Source organism: Teichococcus deserti (assembly GCF_001982615.1).
GTDB lineage: Bacteria > Pseudomonadota > Alphaproteobacteria > Acetobacterales > Acetobacteraceae > Pseudoroseomonas > Pseudoroseomonas deserti.
In genome coordinates this window covers 1-14442 of sequence record NZ_MLCO01000289.1, presented here as the reverse complement: position 1 = coordinate 14442, position 14442 = coordinate 1, and the positions used below count along the sequence as shown (strand labels likewise).

At 71.9% G+C, this 14442-nt stretch carries 16 protein-coding genes; 8 read left to right on the top strand and 8 right to left on the bottom strand.

Annotated features, from left to right (window positions below; genetic code table 11):
* From BKE38_RS24530 to BKE38_RS24500, 7 genes are all read left to right on the top strand, one after another.
* Positions 1-375 (top strand): RibD family protein (locus BKE38_RS24530; RefSeq protein ID WP_207553665.1); only part of this gene is annotated, 375 nt, incomplete at its 5' end.
* The gene (locus BKE38_RS24525; protein ID WP_076959850.1) at positions 372-1355 is read left to right on the top strand and encodes a zinc-dependent alcohol dehydrogenase; all 984 of its coding nucleotides are present in this window, start codon (positions 372-374) and stop codon (positions 1353-1355) included. The genes BKE38_RS24530 and BKE38_RS24525, both read left to right, overlap by 4 nt.
* Before the next feature lie 19 nt (positions 1356-1374).
* Positions 1375-1776: a 6-pyruvoyl trahydropterin synthase family protein gene (locus BKE38_RS24520; protein ID WP_076959849.1), complete on the top strand. Its 402-nt coding sequence runs from the start codon at positions 1375-1377 to the stop codon at positions 1774-1776.
* Positions 1773-2822, top strand: coding sequence for a glycosyltransferase family 4 protein (locus BKE38_RS24515; RefSeq protein WP_076959848.1), 1050 nt, complete (start codon positions 1773-1775; stop codon positions 2820-2822). Before BKE38_RS24520 ends, BKE38_RS24515 begins: the two co-directional genes overlap by 4 nt.
* A complete protein-coding gene (locus BKE38_RS24510; protein ID WP_076959847.1) occupies positions 2819-3655 on the top strand; it encodes a class I SAM-dependent methyltransferase in 837 nt (278 codons plus the stop codon). Before BKE38_RS24515 ends, BKE38_RS24510 begins: the two co-directional genes overlap by 4 nt.
* Before the next feature lie 94 nt (positions 3656-3749).
* The gene (gene otnK, locus BKE38_RS24505) at positions 3750-5003 is read left to right on the top strand and encodes a 3-oxo-tetronate kinase (protein WP_076959846.1); all 1254 of its coding nucleotides are present in this window, start codon (positions 3750-3752) and stop codon (positions 5001-5003) included.
* A gap of 10 nt (positions 5004-5013) precedes the next feature.
* A complete protein-coding gene (locus tag BKE38_RS24500; RefSeq protein WP_076959845.1) occupies positions 5014-5394 on the top strand; it encodes a methylglyoxal synthase in 381 nt (126 codons plus the stop codon).
* Positions 5395-5658: 264 nt separating this feature from the next.
* On the opposite strand, the gene BKE38_RS24495 is transcribed toward BKE38_RS24500, so the two are convergent.
* The 8 genes from BKE38_RS24495 to BKE38_RS24465 form a co-directional block, all read right to left on the bottom strand.
* Entirely contained in the window at positions 5659-6558 is a 900-nt protein-coding gene (locus tag BKE38_RS24495; RefSeq protein ID WP_076959844.1) for a diacylglycerol/lipid kinase family protein, read from the bottom strand.
* A gap of 34 nt (positions 6559-6592) precedes the next feature.
* On the bottom strand, positions 6593-7057 hold the full coding sequence (locus tag BKE38_RS24490) for a GNAT family N-acetyltransferase (protein ID WP_076959843.1): 465 nt from the start codon (positions 7055-7057) through the stop codon (positions 6593-6595).
* Positions 7051-8037 (bottom strand): 2-hydroxyacid dehydrogenase, encoded by a 987-nt coding sequence (locus tag BKE38_RS24485; protein WP_076959842.1) that lies wholly within the window; start codon positions 8035-8037, stop codon positions 7051-7053. The genes BKE38_RS24490 and BKE38_RS24485 overlap by 7 nt, the downstream gene beginning before the upstream one ends.
* A gap of 141 nt (positions 8038-8178) precedes the next feature.
* Complete coding sequence (locus BKE38_RS24480) at positions 8179-9147, bottom strand: hypothetical protein (protein ID WP_076959841.1); 969 nt, start codon at positions 9145-9147, stop codon at positions 8179-8181.
* 684 nt (positions 9148-9831) lie between these two features.
* Positions 9832-10956 carry a bifunctional 2-methylcitrate synthase/citrate synthase gene (locus tag BKE38_RS24475; RefSeq protein WP_076959840.1) on the bottom strand — a complete coding sequence of 375 codons (1125 nt, stop codon included), beginning with the start codon at positions 10954-10956 and terminating at the stop codon, positions 9832-9834.
* Positions 10953-11108, bottom strand: coding sequence for a hypothetical protein (locus BKE38_RS32390; RefSeq protein ID WP_165694275.1), 156 nt, complete (start codon positions 11106-11108; stop codon positions 10953-10955). The genes BKE38_RS24475 and BKE38_RS32390 overlap by 4 nt, the downstream gene beginning before the upstream one ends.
* Positions 11108-11461 carry a GNAT family N-acetyltransferase gene (locus BKE38_RS24470; RefSeq protein WP_083747834.1) on the bottom strand — a complete coding sequence of 118 codons (354 nt, stop codon included), beginning with the start codon at positions 11459-11461 and terminating at the stop codon, positions 11108-11110. The genes BKE38_RS32390 and BKE38_RS24470 overlap by 1 nt, the downstream gene beginning before the upstream one ends.
* A complete protein-coding gene (locus BKE38_RS24465) occupies positions 11461-12987 on the bottom strand; it encodes an MmgE/PrpD family protein (RefSeq protein WP_076959839.1) in 1527 nt (508 codons plus the stop codon). The genes BKE38_RS24470 and BKE38_RS24465 overlap by 1 nt, the downstream gene beginning before the upstream one ends.
* 455 nt (positions 12988-13442) lie before the next feature.
* Here BKE38_RS24465 and BKE38_RS24460 point away from each other — a divergent pair.
* Positions 13443-14442, top strand: a 1000-nt coding sequence (locus tag BKE38_RS24460) for a D-alanyl-D-alanine carboxypeptidase family protein (protein WP_076959838.1), incomplete at its 3' end; no start/stop codon positions are given.

Here is a 14442-nt window from a genome sequence, read left to right as displayed (position 1 = left end):
CTGCTGGTCTGCGCCGAGGACGCCGCCGGCCCCGACAGCCATGGCGCCGCAGCCGTGTTGCGCGCGCCGCGCTCGGCGATCGGCGGGCTCGACATCTGCGCGCTGCTGCCGCTGCTGGCGGCGCGGGGCCTGCGTCGGCTCTTCGTCGAGGGCGGCGGGCTGACCGTGTCGCGCTTCCTGGCCGCCGGCTGCCTCGACCGGCTGCATGTCACCGTGGCCCCCGTGCTGCTGGGCAGCGGCATCCCCGCCTTCACCCTGCCCGAGGCCGCCCGCATTGCGGACGGGCTGCGCTTCGACTGGGACGTGCACCGCCTCGGCCGCGACGTTCTTTTCGATATCGCCCTGCACCGCGCCCGACCCGGGGTCTGCCAGTGAAGGCGCGGGCCCTCTGGGCCGTCGCGCCCGGTATCGCCGAAATCCGCGAGGAAGTCCTTCCCGAGCCTGGCCCCGACCAGCTGCTGCTCCGCACGCTCGCCACCGGCATCTCCCGCGGCACCGAGCGGCTGGTGCATGCCGGCCGCGTCCCCGAGGGCCAGTGGGACGCCATGCGCGCGCCGCTGCAGTCCGGGGAGTTCCCCTTCCCGGTGAAGTATGGCTACGCGGCGGTCGGCCGCGTCGAGGCCGGACCACCGGAAAAAATCGGCCAGCGCGTCTTCTGCCTGCATCCCCACCAGGACCTGTTCCTGGCGCCCGCCGCCATGTGCCATGTCGTGCCCGCCGGCGCGCCCGACCGCCGCGCCGTCCTCGCCGCCAATCTGGAAACCGCGCTGAACATCGTCTGGGATGCGGCGCCTTTGCCTGGCGAGCGCATCCTGGTCATTGGCGCCGGCGTGGTCGGGCTGCTCGCCGCCTGGCTGATGGCCCGCATCCCCGGCACCGCGGTCACCGTCGTCGACACCGATGAAGGGCGGCGTTCCGTGGCCGAGCAGCTCGGCGCCCGCTTCGCCACGCCGGAAGACTGCCCGGACGAGCAGGAGCTGATCGTGCATGCCTCGGCCAATCCGGCCGGGCTGCGCCAGGCGCTGAGCCACGCCGCCTTCGAGGCCCGCATACTCGAGGCCTCCTGGTTCGGCGACCGCGCCGTTTCTCTCCCCCTGGGAGAAGCCTTCCATTCGCGCCGGCTGACCATCCGCTCGACCCAGGTCGGCGCCGTCTCGCCGGTGATGCGCCACCGCCGGAGCTATGCCGACCGCATGGCGCTGGCGCTGTCGCTGCTGGACAGCCCGGCGCTCGACGCGCTGGCCGGGCCGGTCGTGCCCTTCGACGACCTGCCGGTCCGGATGAAAGACATTCTGGGCACGCCGCCATCCGGGCAGCTTGCGCCCCTCTGCCCCGTCATCACCTACGCTTCGTAAAGACAGGAGTGCCCGCACGATGTTCAGCCTGACGGTCGCCGATCACATCATGGTCGCCCACAGCTTCCGCGGCGAAGGCTTCGGCCCCGCCCAGCGCGTGCATGGCGCCACCTTCGTCGTCGAGGCCGAATTCCGTGCCCCCCGCCTGGACGAGGCCAATCTGCTGGTCGACATCGCCGCCGCCCGGGTCGAATTGAGAAAAATCCTGGACGCCATCGACTACCGCAACCTGGACACCGTCCCGGAATTCGCCGGCCAGAACACCAGCACGGAATTCCTCTGCCACCACATCCACGGCCTGCTCTCGGCCGCGGTGAAGGACGGGCGCCTGGGCGACAGCGGCCGCAAGGTCGAGGCCATTAAGGTGCTGCTGCGCGAAAGCCCCCTCGCCTGGGCGGCCTACGAGGCCCCCGTCGCATGAGCAAACGTCTCGCCCTGCTGGTGCCGGGGCCCTTCGGCAGCATCTCCGGCGGCTATGGCTATGACCGCCGCCTGGTCGAGGGCTTTCGCGCCGGCGGCCATGAGATCGAAGTGGTCGAGCTCGCCGGCCGCCACCCGCTGCCGGACGACGCCGCCGAGGCCACGGCCCGCGCCGCGCTGGAAGCCCTGCCAGAGGGCGTGCGCCCGATCGTCGACGGCCTCGGCCTGCCCGCCTTCGCGCCGGTCCTGGACCAGCTGGTGGCGCGCGGCGGCATCGGCCTGATCCACCACCCGACGGCCATCGAGCCCGGCTTCACCGAGGCCGAGCACGCCACGCTGAAGGCCCGCGAAAGCGCCATCTTCCAGCGCCTCCCGCGCCTGGTCGCGACCTCCCGCCTGACCGCCGACCGCCTGCCGCTGGAATTCGGCGCCGATCCCGCCCGCATCGGCGTGGTCGAGCCCGGCACCGACCCCGCCCCCCGCAGCCTTGGCTCGGGCGGCCCCGGCTGCGCCATCCTGGCCGTCGGCGTGCTGACGAAGCGGAAAGGTCATGACGTGCTGATGAAGGCGCTGGCCCGCCTGCCCGACCTCGACTGGACGCTCACCATCGCCGGCGCCCCGCGCGACCCCGTCCATGCCGAGGGCCTCAAGGCGCTGGCACAGGAGCTGGCCATCGAGCAGCGCGTAACCTTCGCCGGCGAGGTCACCGCCGAGGCGCTGGAAGCCCTCTATGCCCGCGCCGATATTTTTGCCCTGGCCACCCATTGGGAAGGCTACGGCATGGCCGCCGCCGAGGCCCTTGCCCGCGGCCTGCCCCTGGCGCTGACCGCCGGCGGCGCCATCGCCGACCTGATGCCGAAGGAGGCCGGCGTCATGGCCGCCCCCGGCGACGTCACCTCGCTGTCCCGCGCCATGCGCCGCCCGATCTACGACCGCGCGCTCCGCGCCGAGATGGCGGACGCCGCCTGGGCCGCCGGCCAGCGCCTGCCGCGCTGGACCGACCGCGCCGAGGCCTTCGCCGCCGAGATCGACAAGGCCGCCGAATGACCGAGAGCTTCGACGGCGACTGGCTGGCGCTGCGCGAACCTTTCGACGCCCGCGCCCGCGACCCGCGCCTGGCCGCCCGCCTGGCGGAGGTCCTGCCGGCGCGGCCGCATCTCTACGACCTCGGCGCCGGCACCGGCTCGATGCTGCGCTGGCTGGCGCCGAAGCTGAACCGCGCCCAGCACTGGACCCTGGTCGACGCCGACGCGGACCTGCTGCAGCGCGCCTTCGCCGAGATCGAGGAACGCGCCATCCTCGCCGGCTGGCCCACCACCTGGCCGCGCAGCACCACGCTGCTGGTCCACAGCCCCGCCGGCGCCTGGCGCGTCGAGGCCCTGGTCGCCGACCTGGCCCAGCCGCGCCGCCTGCCGCTGGACAAGGCCGATGCCGTGGTCTGCTCGGCGCTCTGCGACCTGGTCTCGGCCCGCTGGGTGCGCGGCATGGCGGCGTCGCTGAAGGTGCCCTTCTACGCCACCCTCAACGTCGACGGGCGCGAGGCCTTCTTCCCGCCCCACCCGCAGGACCGCGCCGTCGCCAACGCCTTCCGCCGCGACCAGCAGCGCGACAAGGGTTTCGCCGGACGCGCCCTCGGCCCGGCAGCCCCTGCGACCATGGCCCGCGAGTTCCGCGCCAAGGGCTTCAACGTCGTCACCGCCCCGAGCCCCTGGTCCGTCCCCGCCTCGGCCTCGGTCTTCGCCCATACGCTGGCGCAAGGGCACGCCTCGACGGCCAGGGCCGCAGCATGGGCGACGGACCGCAGCCAGCAGGCCAAGCGCGGCAAGCTGGGCGCGCGCATCGGGCACACCGACCTGCTGGCGCTGCCCCAGAGCAAGTAAGACTCCGGGGGCATTGAATGCCCCCGGACCCCCACATTCATTGGCGCCCGAGGCCACAGGGTGTAGAGGCCTGCGGCAAGGAGCACCGACGCCAATGCCATTGCTGGGCTGCATCGCCGACGACTTCACCGGCGCCACCGACCTCGCCGCCATGCTCGTCGCCCACGGCATGACCACCATCCAGGTCATCGGCGTCCCCACCACGCCCCTGCCCGAGGCCGACGCCATCGTCGTCGCGCTGAAGTCGCGCACCGCGCCGGCCGCGGAAGCCGTCGCCGACAGCCTGGCCGCCTGCGACGCCCTGCTGGCCGCCGGCGCGAAGCAGATCTTCTTCAAATACTGCTCCACCTTCGACAGCACCGATGCCGGCAACATCGGCCCCGTCGCCGACGCCCTGCTGCACCGGCTGCAATCCGGCTTCGCCCTCGCCTGCCCGGCCTTCCCGGCCAACAGCCGCTCGGTCTTCCACGGCCATCTCTTCGTGGGCACGTCGCTGCTCAGCGAAAGCGGCATGGAACGCCACCCCCTGACGCCGATGCGCGACCCCAACCTGGTCCGCGTCCTGTCGCGCCAGACCGAGGGCGGCGTCGGCCTGATCCCCTTCGCCACCGTCGAGGAAGGCGGGGCCGCCATCCGCCAGGCGATCAACCGCCTGCGCGACGGCGGCCGCCGCTACGCCATCGCCGACGCGGTGACGGAAGCGCATCTGCACGCGCTCGGCGCCGCCGTGGCCAACCACGCGCTGGTCACCGGCGGCTCGGGCCTGGCCATGGGCCTGCCGCAGAACTTCCGCGATGCCGGCCTGCTGCCCGACCGCCACGACGCCGACGCCCTGCCGGAACCGCGCGGCGCCATGGCGGTGCTGGCCGGCTCCTGCTCCCGCGCCACGCTCGGCCAGATCGGCCTGGCGCGCGACCATGTCCCGACGCTGGAGCTTGACGCCCTCGCCACCCCCGACGCCGCGGCGCTGCAGCGCCAGGCGGAAGATTGGCTGGAGGCCGGGCCTCTTTCGGAGAAGCGCCCCGTCGTCATCGCCGCCTCCGCCGCGCCCGAGAAGGTTGCAGCGCTGCAGGCGCGCCTCGGCCGCGACGCGGCTGGAAGCCTGGTCGAGACCGCGCTGGCCGGTATCGCCAGGACGCTGCTCGCCCGCGGCGTTGCCCGCCTGGTGGTGGCGGGCGGGGAAACCTCTGGCGCCGTCGTGCAGGCGCTGGGCGTCGACCGGCTGCGCATCGGGCCGCAGATCGATCCCGGCGTGCCCTGGACCTATGCCGAGCCGGCCGGGATCCACCTGGCGCTCAAATCCGGCAATTTCGGCGCCCGCGACTTCTTCCTGAGGGCTTTCGCATGAGCATCACACCGTGAGCATCACCCTGGCCCTCGTGGCGCATGACCGCATGAAGCCTGCGCTGGCCGAATGGGCCGCGCGCCATGCCGCCCAGCTGGCGCCGCACAGCATCATCGGCACCGCCACCACCGGTGGCGTGCTGCGCGAGCGCAACCCGGAGCTCTCCATCCGCACCGTGAAGAGCGGCCCCCTGGGCGGCGACCAGCAGATCGGCGGCATGATCGCCGAGGGCGAGGTGCATGCCCTGATCTTCTTCCCCGACCCGCTGGCGCCCCAGGCGCACGACGTCGACGTGAAGGCCCTGCTGCGCATCGCGCTGGTCTACGACGTGCCCTGCGCCTTCAGCCCGGCGACGGCGGATCTGCTTGTCGCGGGTGGGTTGTTGAAGCGGTAGGAGAAGACAAAGAAAGGTCGGGGGAATGAATTCCCCCGAACCCCCATCTTTTTTCTGATGACCGGCCGTGGCGGAACCTGCGCCTCATCGGCGCCGTCACCCGGGCATCGCGGCGGGACGCCATTCCCATGACATCCGCGCTCGCCCGAAGGTCGTGCTGACGCTGGGCCGGGCCACGTCCTGTCGTCACCTGGACATGGCCATCCGACGGGCAGACGAAGGGGTCCAGGGGACTTCATTCCCCTGGCCTTTGGCTCGCCTTCTCTACCCTGCCTGCACGGCCTTCGGGGCGAACACCAGCAATTCCCCCGGCAGGCTGCGGTAGCGGAGGGGCGGCACCATCGTCGTCACCTCACCGTCGAAGGACACCCGCAGCACCGGCAGACGGCTGTCGATCTCGACGGCTGTGACGCTGGAATAGACCAGGTCGCGTTCGTCGCGCAGGCGTCCCAGCATGGCGCGCAGGCCCATGCGCAGCAGACCCAGGCGGCTCTGGTGCTTGGCGACGCAGAGGCAGAGTTCGCCGCGGTCCAGGGCGCCGCGGGTGCCGGGCCGCGGCAGGCTGGTCTCGTAGAGGTTGTTGCCGACGAAGACCAGCGGCGAGCGCAGCACCTGCTGCTGGCCCTCGGCGCGCACCACCAGGCGGCGGCGGGCGAAGCGGCGGAAGGCGCGCCAGCCGGCGATCAGCATGGCCGGCCCCTTGCGCCAGCCGCGCTGGCGGCGGCGGCGGTCACGGTCGGCCACCATGTCGGCATAGAGCCCGACGGAGGAATTGTTCACGAAGATCCGGCCGTTCACCATCGCCACATCGACCGGCCGGGTGGCGCCGGCGGCGATCACGGCGGCGGCGGCCTCGAGCCCGCGCGGCAGGCCGAGGTCCCGGGCGAAATGGTTCAGCGTGCCCAGCGGCAGCACGCCGAAGGGACGACCGCTGCCCGCCAGGACGCCCGCCACGGCGTTGATGGTCCCGTCCCCCCCGCCGGCCACCACCCCGTCATAGCCGGCCTCCAGCGCCTCCCTGGCGGCCTCCTGCAGTGCGTGGCCGGGCAGCGAGGCGACCTCCGCCGCCACCCCGTGCTGGGCGAAGGCGCTGGCGATGCGGTCGGGCAGGCCGGCATCGCCGGCGCTGCCGCCGGCGGCGTTGAGCAGGATCTTCAGGCGCATGGCGCAACAAGCCCCGAGGCTGGCGCGAAGTTGCCTAGAGCGAGGCCGACCTGTCCAGACGCTGGATGTAGCTGCGCCAGTCGGCCCGCTCGGCGATGCGCTCGTAGAGGGCGATGGCGGCCTGGTCGCCCTCGGGGACGAACCAGCGGAGGTGGGACCAGCGCCGCGCCGCGCCGAGCGCGCGGAGCTCGGCGATCAGGGCGCGGGCGATGCCCTGGCCGCGCGCCTCCGGGCGGACGAAGAGGTCGTCGAGCTGGCCGCAGCGGCGGGCGAAGACCGCCTCGGGCAGGTCGTAGAACAGCGCGAAACCGAGCGGCGCCCCATCGCGCGAGGCCAGGAGCAGCTCGCTGCGCGGGTCGGCGTCGAGCAGCGCGGCGATGGTCGCGCCGTCGGCGGCCTGGCTGCCTTCGAGGACGCCGCGCATCTCGGCGGCATAGGCGCCGAGCAGGGGGGCGAGCAGGCCCCTCTGCCCGGCGGCCACGGGGGCGATGGTCAGCATCGGGTCAGGTCGATCTCATCGTGCAGAGCCTCGCCGCGGAAGAAGCGGCCGAGATTGGCGGTGGCGCCCTCCACCTTGGCCTGCATGGCGTCATAGGTGCCGGCCGCGACATGCGGCGTCAGCACCACGTTGTCGAGGGCGAAGAGCGGGTTGTCGGGGCGCGGCGGCTCGGGGTCGAAGACGTCGATGCCGGCCGAGCGGATGGTGCCGTTCTTCAGCGCGCGGGCCAGCGCCGCCTCGTCCACCACCGGGCCGCGGGCGCAATTGATGAGGACGGCGTCCCGGCGCATCGCGGCGAAGGCGGCGTCGTCGAACAGGTGGTGGGTCTCGGCCGTCGCCGGCAGGTGCAGGGTGACGACCTCCGACTCCCGCAGCAGCTCGGGCAGCTCGACCCGGCGGAAGCCGAGCGCCAGCTCCAGCCCCTCGGGCAGGCGCTGGTAGGGATCGACATAGAGGCCGCGCACGCGGAAGGGCTGCAGCAGCGCCGCGACCGCCGAGCCGATCCGTCCCATGCCGACGATGCCGACGGTGCGGCCGCGCAGGTTGCGCGAGACGGTGCGCAGCGCCGTGCCCAGCCATTCGCCGCGCCGCATCGCCGCATCGACCCGCGGGATATGCTTCAGGCAGGCCAGCATCAGCGACAGCGTGTGCTCGCTGACGACATCCGCCGTGCCGGAGGGATTGATGGCCAGACGGATGCCGCGGGCGCGGAGTTCCGCGATCGGGGTCTCGCCCTGCCAGCCGACGCCCTGGTGCTGCACCAGCTTCAGCCGTGGGGCCAGCGCCACCCATTCGGGGCGCAGCACATGCGGGGCGACGATCACCGCATCGGCCTCGGCCAGCTTGGCCAGCCGCTCCGTGTCGTCGTTGCTCGACAGCGTCAGCAGCTCGCAGCCTTCCGGCAGGCGGGCGCGCCACATGGCATAGACCGCTTCCGGCGCGTGGCTGAGATAGAGGATGCGGTGCAGGTTCTCGGACATGTCTTTCCTCGGCTTCTCTCCAGCGCCGAGGCTAGGCCAGGGCGAAGGCGCGGCCAATCCACCCAGAAAAAAAGCGCCGCCCCTCCCGGGACGACGCTTTTCCGTTCGGTGCGCCCGACGATGTCGGGCGCGTTCCGCGGGTCAGTTGCCGCTGGCCTCGGCCGGGGTCTCCGGCGCGGGCATCGGGGTAACGGCAGCGTCGATCTCCGGCATGTCCACCGGGGCCGGCGCGGCCTTCGGCGCGCGCGGCTTGCGCGGCGCGGCCGGCTTCTTCGCCTTCGGCGCGACGGCGGCCTCGGCGACCGGGGCGGCGGCCGGAGCGGCCTTCGCCGCGCGCGGCTTGCGCGGGGCGGCGACCTTCTTCGGCGCGGCGGCCTTGGGCGCCGCGGCCTTGCGGGCGGCGGGCTTCTTGGCGGCGGCAGTCTTCGGCGCCGCGGCCTTCTTCACCGCCGGCTTCCGGGCGGCAGTGGTCCTGGTCGCGGTCTTCTTGGCAGCCGTCTTGGGGGCAGCGGCCTTCTTGGCAGCCGGCTTGCGCGCGGCAGCGGTCTTGGTCGCGGCCTTCTTCGGCGCGGCAGCCTTCTTCGCCGCCGGCTTCTTCGCTGCCGCCGTCCTGGTCGCGGCCTTCTTCGGCGCGGCGACCTTCTTCGCCGCCGGCTTCTTCGCCGCCGCCGTCCTGGTCGCGGCCTTCTTCGGCGCGGCGGCCTTCTTCACCGCCGGCTTCTTCGCGGCGGCGGTCTTGGTCGCGGCCTTCTTCGGCGCGGCGGCCTTCTTCGCCGCCGGCTTCCTGGCCGTGGCGGTCTTGGTCGCGGCGGCCTTCTTGGCGGCCGGCTTGCTGGCGGCGGCAGCCTTCGGCGCCGCGGCCTTCTTCGCCGCCGGCTTCTTCACCGCAGCAGCCTTGGTCGCGGTCTTGGCCGCGGCCTTCTTCGGCGCGGCGGCCTTCTTCGCGGCCGGCTTCTTGGCGGCGGTCGCCTTGGTGGCCTTCGCCGCCGTCGCCTTGGCGGCGGCGGGCTTGCGGCCGGCGGTGCTGGCCTTGCGGGTGGCGGCGGCGCGTCGCGTCGTGCTCATCGCCATCGGCTGCGCGCGCAGGGAAGTCTCGGTCTCGTCAGTCACGTGCTGGATCTCCTTACCCAAAGATGGATGCCGTGCCGGTCAGCGCAGCCGGTGCAGAGCGACCGGGCCGGGATGGATGCCGCATGGGGCGTGCTGCAGCGGCGGGGGATGGCGGCGATGACGACCGGTGCTGCGCGAGGCCCCCGAAGCGACGGCGGAAATTCCTTGGTGGAGATTCCTGCCGCCGGATCCAGCCGGTGCCCTGCTGCGCAAATGCCTGTCGCCCGCGACGACCATGTCCACGACTGCCTGCGTTTGCCCTGCCTGCCTCTCCTGCCTGCCAGGTCCTGCGACGGCGGCCAGTCGCCCGCCGTCCCATTCCGCATGCCGTACCGTCACCCTTCCGAACCGCGGCACCTCGCTTCGTCCCGATCCGCATGCCTGCCTCTTGACAGTGCTTCCTGCGAATCGCGCTTGTCCGATGCGCGCGTGAGACACGCTATCTTCACGCGCAATCTGCTTGTCAACGAAATCCGCGCCGTGACGTTGCAAATCGCCGCTGCAAATGCGCGATCGATGCGCGGAGGCCGCGGACAAGGCCTCCGCGAGTCCGCTTCGTGGCGGCCCTGGGGCCAGACCAGGGCAGCAAAAAAGCGGCGCCGCATCGCGACGCCGCCTTTCCATCCTCGCTGAGGAGTCCTGCGATCCCTCGACCGCCGGCGGTCCCGGGTCAGCGCATCCTGGTCAGCGCGCGGGCATGCTGCGCTGCGCCGCACCGGTGTAGTGCGACAGCGGGCGGATCAGCCGGTTGTCGGCCTGCTGCTCGATGACATGCGCCGCCCAGCCGGTGATGCGGCTGGCGACGAAGATCGGGGTGAAGAGCGGGATGTCGAAGCCCATCAGGTGGTAGGCAGGGCCTGCGGGGAAATCCAGGTTGGGATGGATCTTCTTCTTGGTCAGCATCTCGGCCGCCAGCAGGCGGCTCATCTCCATCCAGCGGCGGTCGCCGACCACCTCGGCCATCTTCTCGGCGTACTTGGTCATGGTGGGGACGCGGCTGTCGCCGTTCTTGTAGACCCGGTGGCCGAAGCCCATCACCAGCGCCTTGTGGTCGAACTTGCCCTCCAGCCAGGCGACCGCCTTCGACGGCTCGCCGATCTCGGCCAGCATATGCATCACCGCCTCGTTGGCGCCGCCATGCAGCGGGCCCTTCAGGGCGGCGATGCCGCCGGTCACCGCGCCATGCAGGTCGGCGCCGGTGCTGGTGATGGTGCGGGCAGTGAAGGTCGAGGCGTTGAAGCCGTGCTCGGCATAGAGGATCAGCGAGACGTCGAAGGCCTTCACCACCTCGGGCGCCGGCACCTTGCCCAGGACGACGTGGAAGAAGTTCTCGGCGAAGGTCAGCTTCGGGTCGGGCTCGACCGGCGCCAGGCCCTTGGACGCGCGGTGGGCGGCGGCGATGGCGGTCGGGATCTTGGCCAGCAGCCGCATCGCCTTGCGCCGGGTGGCGGCCTCGGAGACGTCGGCCGTCTCCGGATCCTCGAGGCCGAGGAAGCTGACCGCGGTGCGGATCGCATCCATCGGATGGGCGTCCTGCGGGAAGGCGCGGATGACGCCGTGCAGCGCCGGGGTGATGGCGCGCTCGCCAGCCTCCTCGGCGCGGAAGGCCTTCAGCTGGTCGGCATCGGGCAGCTCGCCGTTCCAGAGGAGGTAGGCGACCTCCTCGAAGCTGCAATTCTCGGCCAGGTCCTGCACGGCATAGCCGCGATAGGTCAGGCTGTTGGTCTCCGGCATCACCTTGGACACGGCGGAGACATCGGCCACCACGCCGACCAGGCCTTTGCGGATCTCGGGCTCGGTTTCGCTCATCGACAAACTTCCTCCGTTGCGGGGCGCGGCACCCAGTTCAGCTGGATGTCCGGCTCCCCTTCCTCGTTGTCGGACCCGTCACCGAAGGCGACCTCCTGGAAGCCTTCGCGGGCGTAGAAGGCGCGGGCGCGGCGGTTGCGGGCGAAGGCCATCAGCGACAGCGCGCCGCCGCTCTGACCTTGGCCAGCGCCCGCAGCGCCGCGCCGATGCCACGGCCGGTAGAGCCGGGATCGGGATAGAGATGCAGCAGGCGCAGGCCCTGCCAGGCACAGGCGGCGTCGCGGCCGGTGCCCATGTCGCCGAGCACCGCGCCGTCCGGCCCCACCGCCACGCAGACGCGGTGGCGGGTCATCAGCGTGCGCTGCAGCCAGGCCGCGACCTCGGCCCGGCGCCAGGGTTCCGGCAGGCCGGGCATGGCCGCCTGCCGGGCGTGCGGATCGATGTCGGCCAGTGCGGGCGCGTCGCCAGGGATGGCATCCCGCAGCGACATGCCCGGGAGGGGCATCAGAAGATGCCCGCCTTGCCCTCGGCCAGCGTGCCCTTGGGCAGCACGATGTTCAGATGGTGCAGGGCGCCGGAGTCCAGCTTCGCCAGGTCCTGCACCACCTCCAGGAAGCGGGCGCTTTCCTTCGGCGCCAGGATGCCGTCGGTGAGGATCCTGAACTTCCGGATGTAGTCCTCGCGGCCGAAGGGCTTGGCGCCGAGGGGGTGGGCATTGGCCACCGCCATCTCGTCGACCAGGCTGGTGCCGTCCTTGAACAGGATCTCGATCCGCGCGCCGAAAGCCTTCTCGGCCGGGTCGATCGAGTGGTAGCGGCGGGTCCATTCCGGATCCTCCCGCGTCTCGATCTTGTGCCAGAGGCGCACGGTGTCGGGGCGCCCCGCGCGCTTCGGCGCGTAGCTGTCGACATGGTGCCAGCTGCCGTCCTGCAGGGCGACGGCGAAGATATACATGATGGAATGGTCCAGCGTCTCGCGCGACGCCTTGGGGTCCATCTTCTGCGGGTCGTTGGCGCCGGTGCCGATGACGTAGTGGGTGTGGTGGCTGGTGTGGATGACGATCTTCTCGATCGCCTCCTGGTCGGCGATCTGGCCGCGCATGCGGAAGGCCAGGTCGATCAGCGCCTGGCTCTGATACTCGGCCGAATGCTCCTTGGTATAGGTGTCGAGGATGGCGCGCTTGGCCTCGCCCTTCTCCGGCAGCGGCACCTCGTAATAGGTCGGGCCGTAGACATCCTTGCGGTTGCTGCGGCCGGACAGCACCCAGGCGATCACCGAATCCTCGCCCTCGTAGATCGGGCTGGGCGCGCCCTCGCCGCGCATCGCGCGGTCCACCACCTCGACGGCGAGCTTGCCGGCATGGGCGGGCGCGAAGGCCTTCCAGGAGGAAATCTCGCCCTTGCGGCTCTGGCGGAAGGTGACCGAGGTGTGCAGCGCCTGCTGTACCGCCTGGAAGATGGTCTCCTGCTTCAGCCCGAGCAGCGTGCCGATGCCCGCCGCCGCCGAAGGCCCGAGATGGGCGATATGGTCGACCTTGTGCTCGTGCAGGCAGATCGCCTTCACCAGGTCGACCTGGATCTCGTAGCCGGTCGCCAGCCCGCGGATCAGCTCCTTGCCCGAGCGGCCCATCGCCTGCGCGACGGCCAGCACCGGCGGGATGTTGTCGCCGGGATGCGAGTAGTCGGCGGCCAGGAAGGTGTCGTGCATGTCGAGCTCGCGCACCGCCGTGCCGTTCGCCCAGGCCGCCCATTCCGGCGAGACCGTCTTGCCCGGGGCCAGGCCGAAGACCGCGGCGCCGCCGTCCTTCTTGGCGTGGCCGATGGCCATGGCGCGGGCGGTGGTCGGCGCGCTGCGGTTGATCGCCGCGATGGCGACGGCGGCGTTGTCGATGATCCGGTTTATGATCATCTCGGCCACCGGCTTCTGCACGGCGACGCGGTCGGCAGCGACCCCGGCGATCTTCCAGGCCAGCTGCTCTTCCCTCGGCAGCAGCGCCTTGGACGGATGCACCTTCACGGGATGCAGTTTCATGGTCGGTCTTTCTCCCCTTCTCCGCTGGTCGCGGGCCGTTTCGCACGGATGCCTTGTTGTGCGCTGCCCTCGCGCCAGCGTCCATGCGGTTTGACGCGGCCCCACGTCGGCTTGTCCCGACGCCGCGACGCTCTCCCGGCAGCGCCGCGGCGCCCTGGCCCTGCGGCGCGCGCATTTCAACCCCTGGTCCTGCCATGATGCTGAAGCCTGACGGCCAATTTTTTCCTGACTGAACAACAGATAAGCGCTTTCTTCTCACGCGATATCTCGGCATGTTGGGCGGGCCGGTCGGTTGCGCTGGGGGAAAGCGGCGCGACCGATGCGGGTACTGCGCCGGCGGCGGGGGGTCGCCGGCAGCAGCTCCAGGGGGAATCAGCGCGGCGGCGCGTCGCCGTGCTGACGGGGTCGCGGTCGCGCCGGGGGGCGTCGACCGCAGCAGGGGGGAGCGGGCAGACATGCCGCAGCACATCATCGCCGCGCGGACGCGCGCGGCCATCGAAGCCCTGTCCGCCAGGCCGTGGACAGCGCGGCGATGGCTGGCGATGCTGATGGGCTGCCTCGCGCTGGGGACGGCGCTGGTGGCCGCTCCCGCCCAGGCCCAGATCGGCGGCAGCCGCTACGCCGCCTTCGTGATGGATTCCGCGACCGGCGAGGCGATCATCTCGGTCAATGCCGACGAGCCGCGCTACCCGGCCTCGCTGACCAAGATGATGACGCTCTACATGGTCTTCGACGCGATGCAGCAGGGCCGGATCACGGCGGCGACGCGCATCCCGGTCTCGCGCCATGCCGCGGGCCAGGAGCCGTCCAAGCTCGGGCTGAAGCCGGGCAGCAGCATCGCCGTGCGCGACGTCATCCTGGGCCTCGTCACCAAGTCGGCCAACGACGCGGCCGCCGCCATCGCCGAGCATCTGGGCGGCAGCGAGGTGCAGTTCGGCCGGATGATGACGCGGAAGGCCGAGCAGCTCGGCATGCGCAATTCCAGCTTCCGCAACGCCTCCGGCCTGCCGGACGCCAACCAGGTGACGACGGCGCGCGACATGGCGATCCTCAGCCGCGCGCTGATCCGCCACTTCCCGAACCGCTACGGCTATTTCTCGGCGCGCAGCTTCGAGTATCGCGGCCGCACGGTGACCGGCCACAACCGGGTGCTGACCGAATATGACGGCGCCGACGGGCTGAAGACCGGCTTCATCCGCGCCAGCGGCTTCAACCTGGCGGCCAGCGCCATGCGCGACGGGGTGCGGGTGATCGCCGTGGTCTTCGGCGGCGCCACCAGCCGCGAGCGCGACGACCATATCATGGCGCTGATGGACCGCGGCTTCGCCGAGCGCGGCGCCGCGCCGCGCGGCGGCATGATGATGGCCGAGCGCCCCTACACGCCGGCGCCGATGGAGATGCCGCGGCTGGTCGGCACGGCGAGTGCTGCGTCGCTGGCAGCTCCTGTGGCGCGGG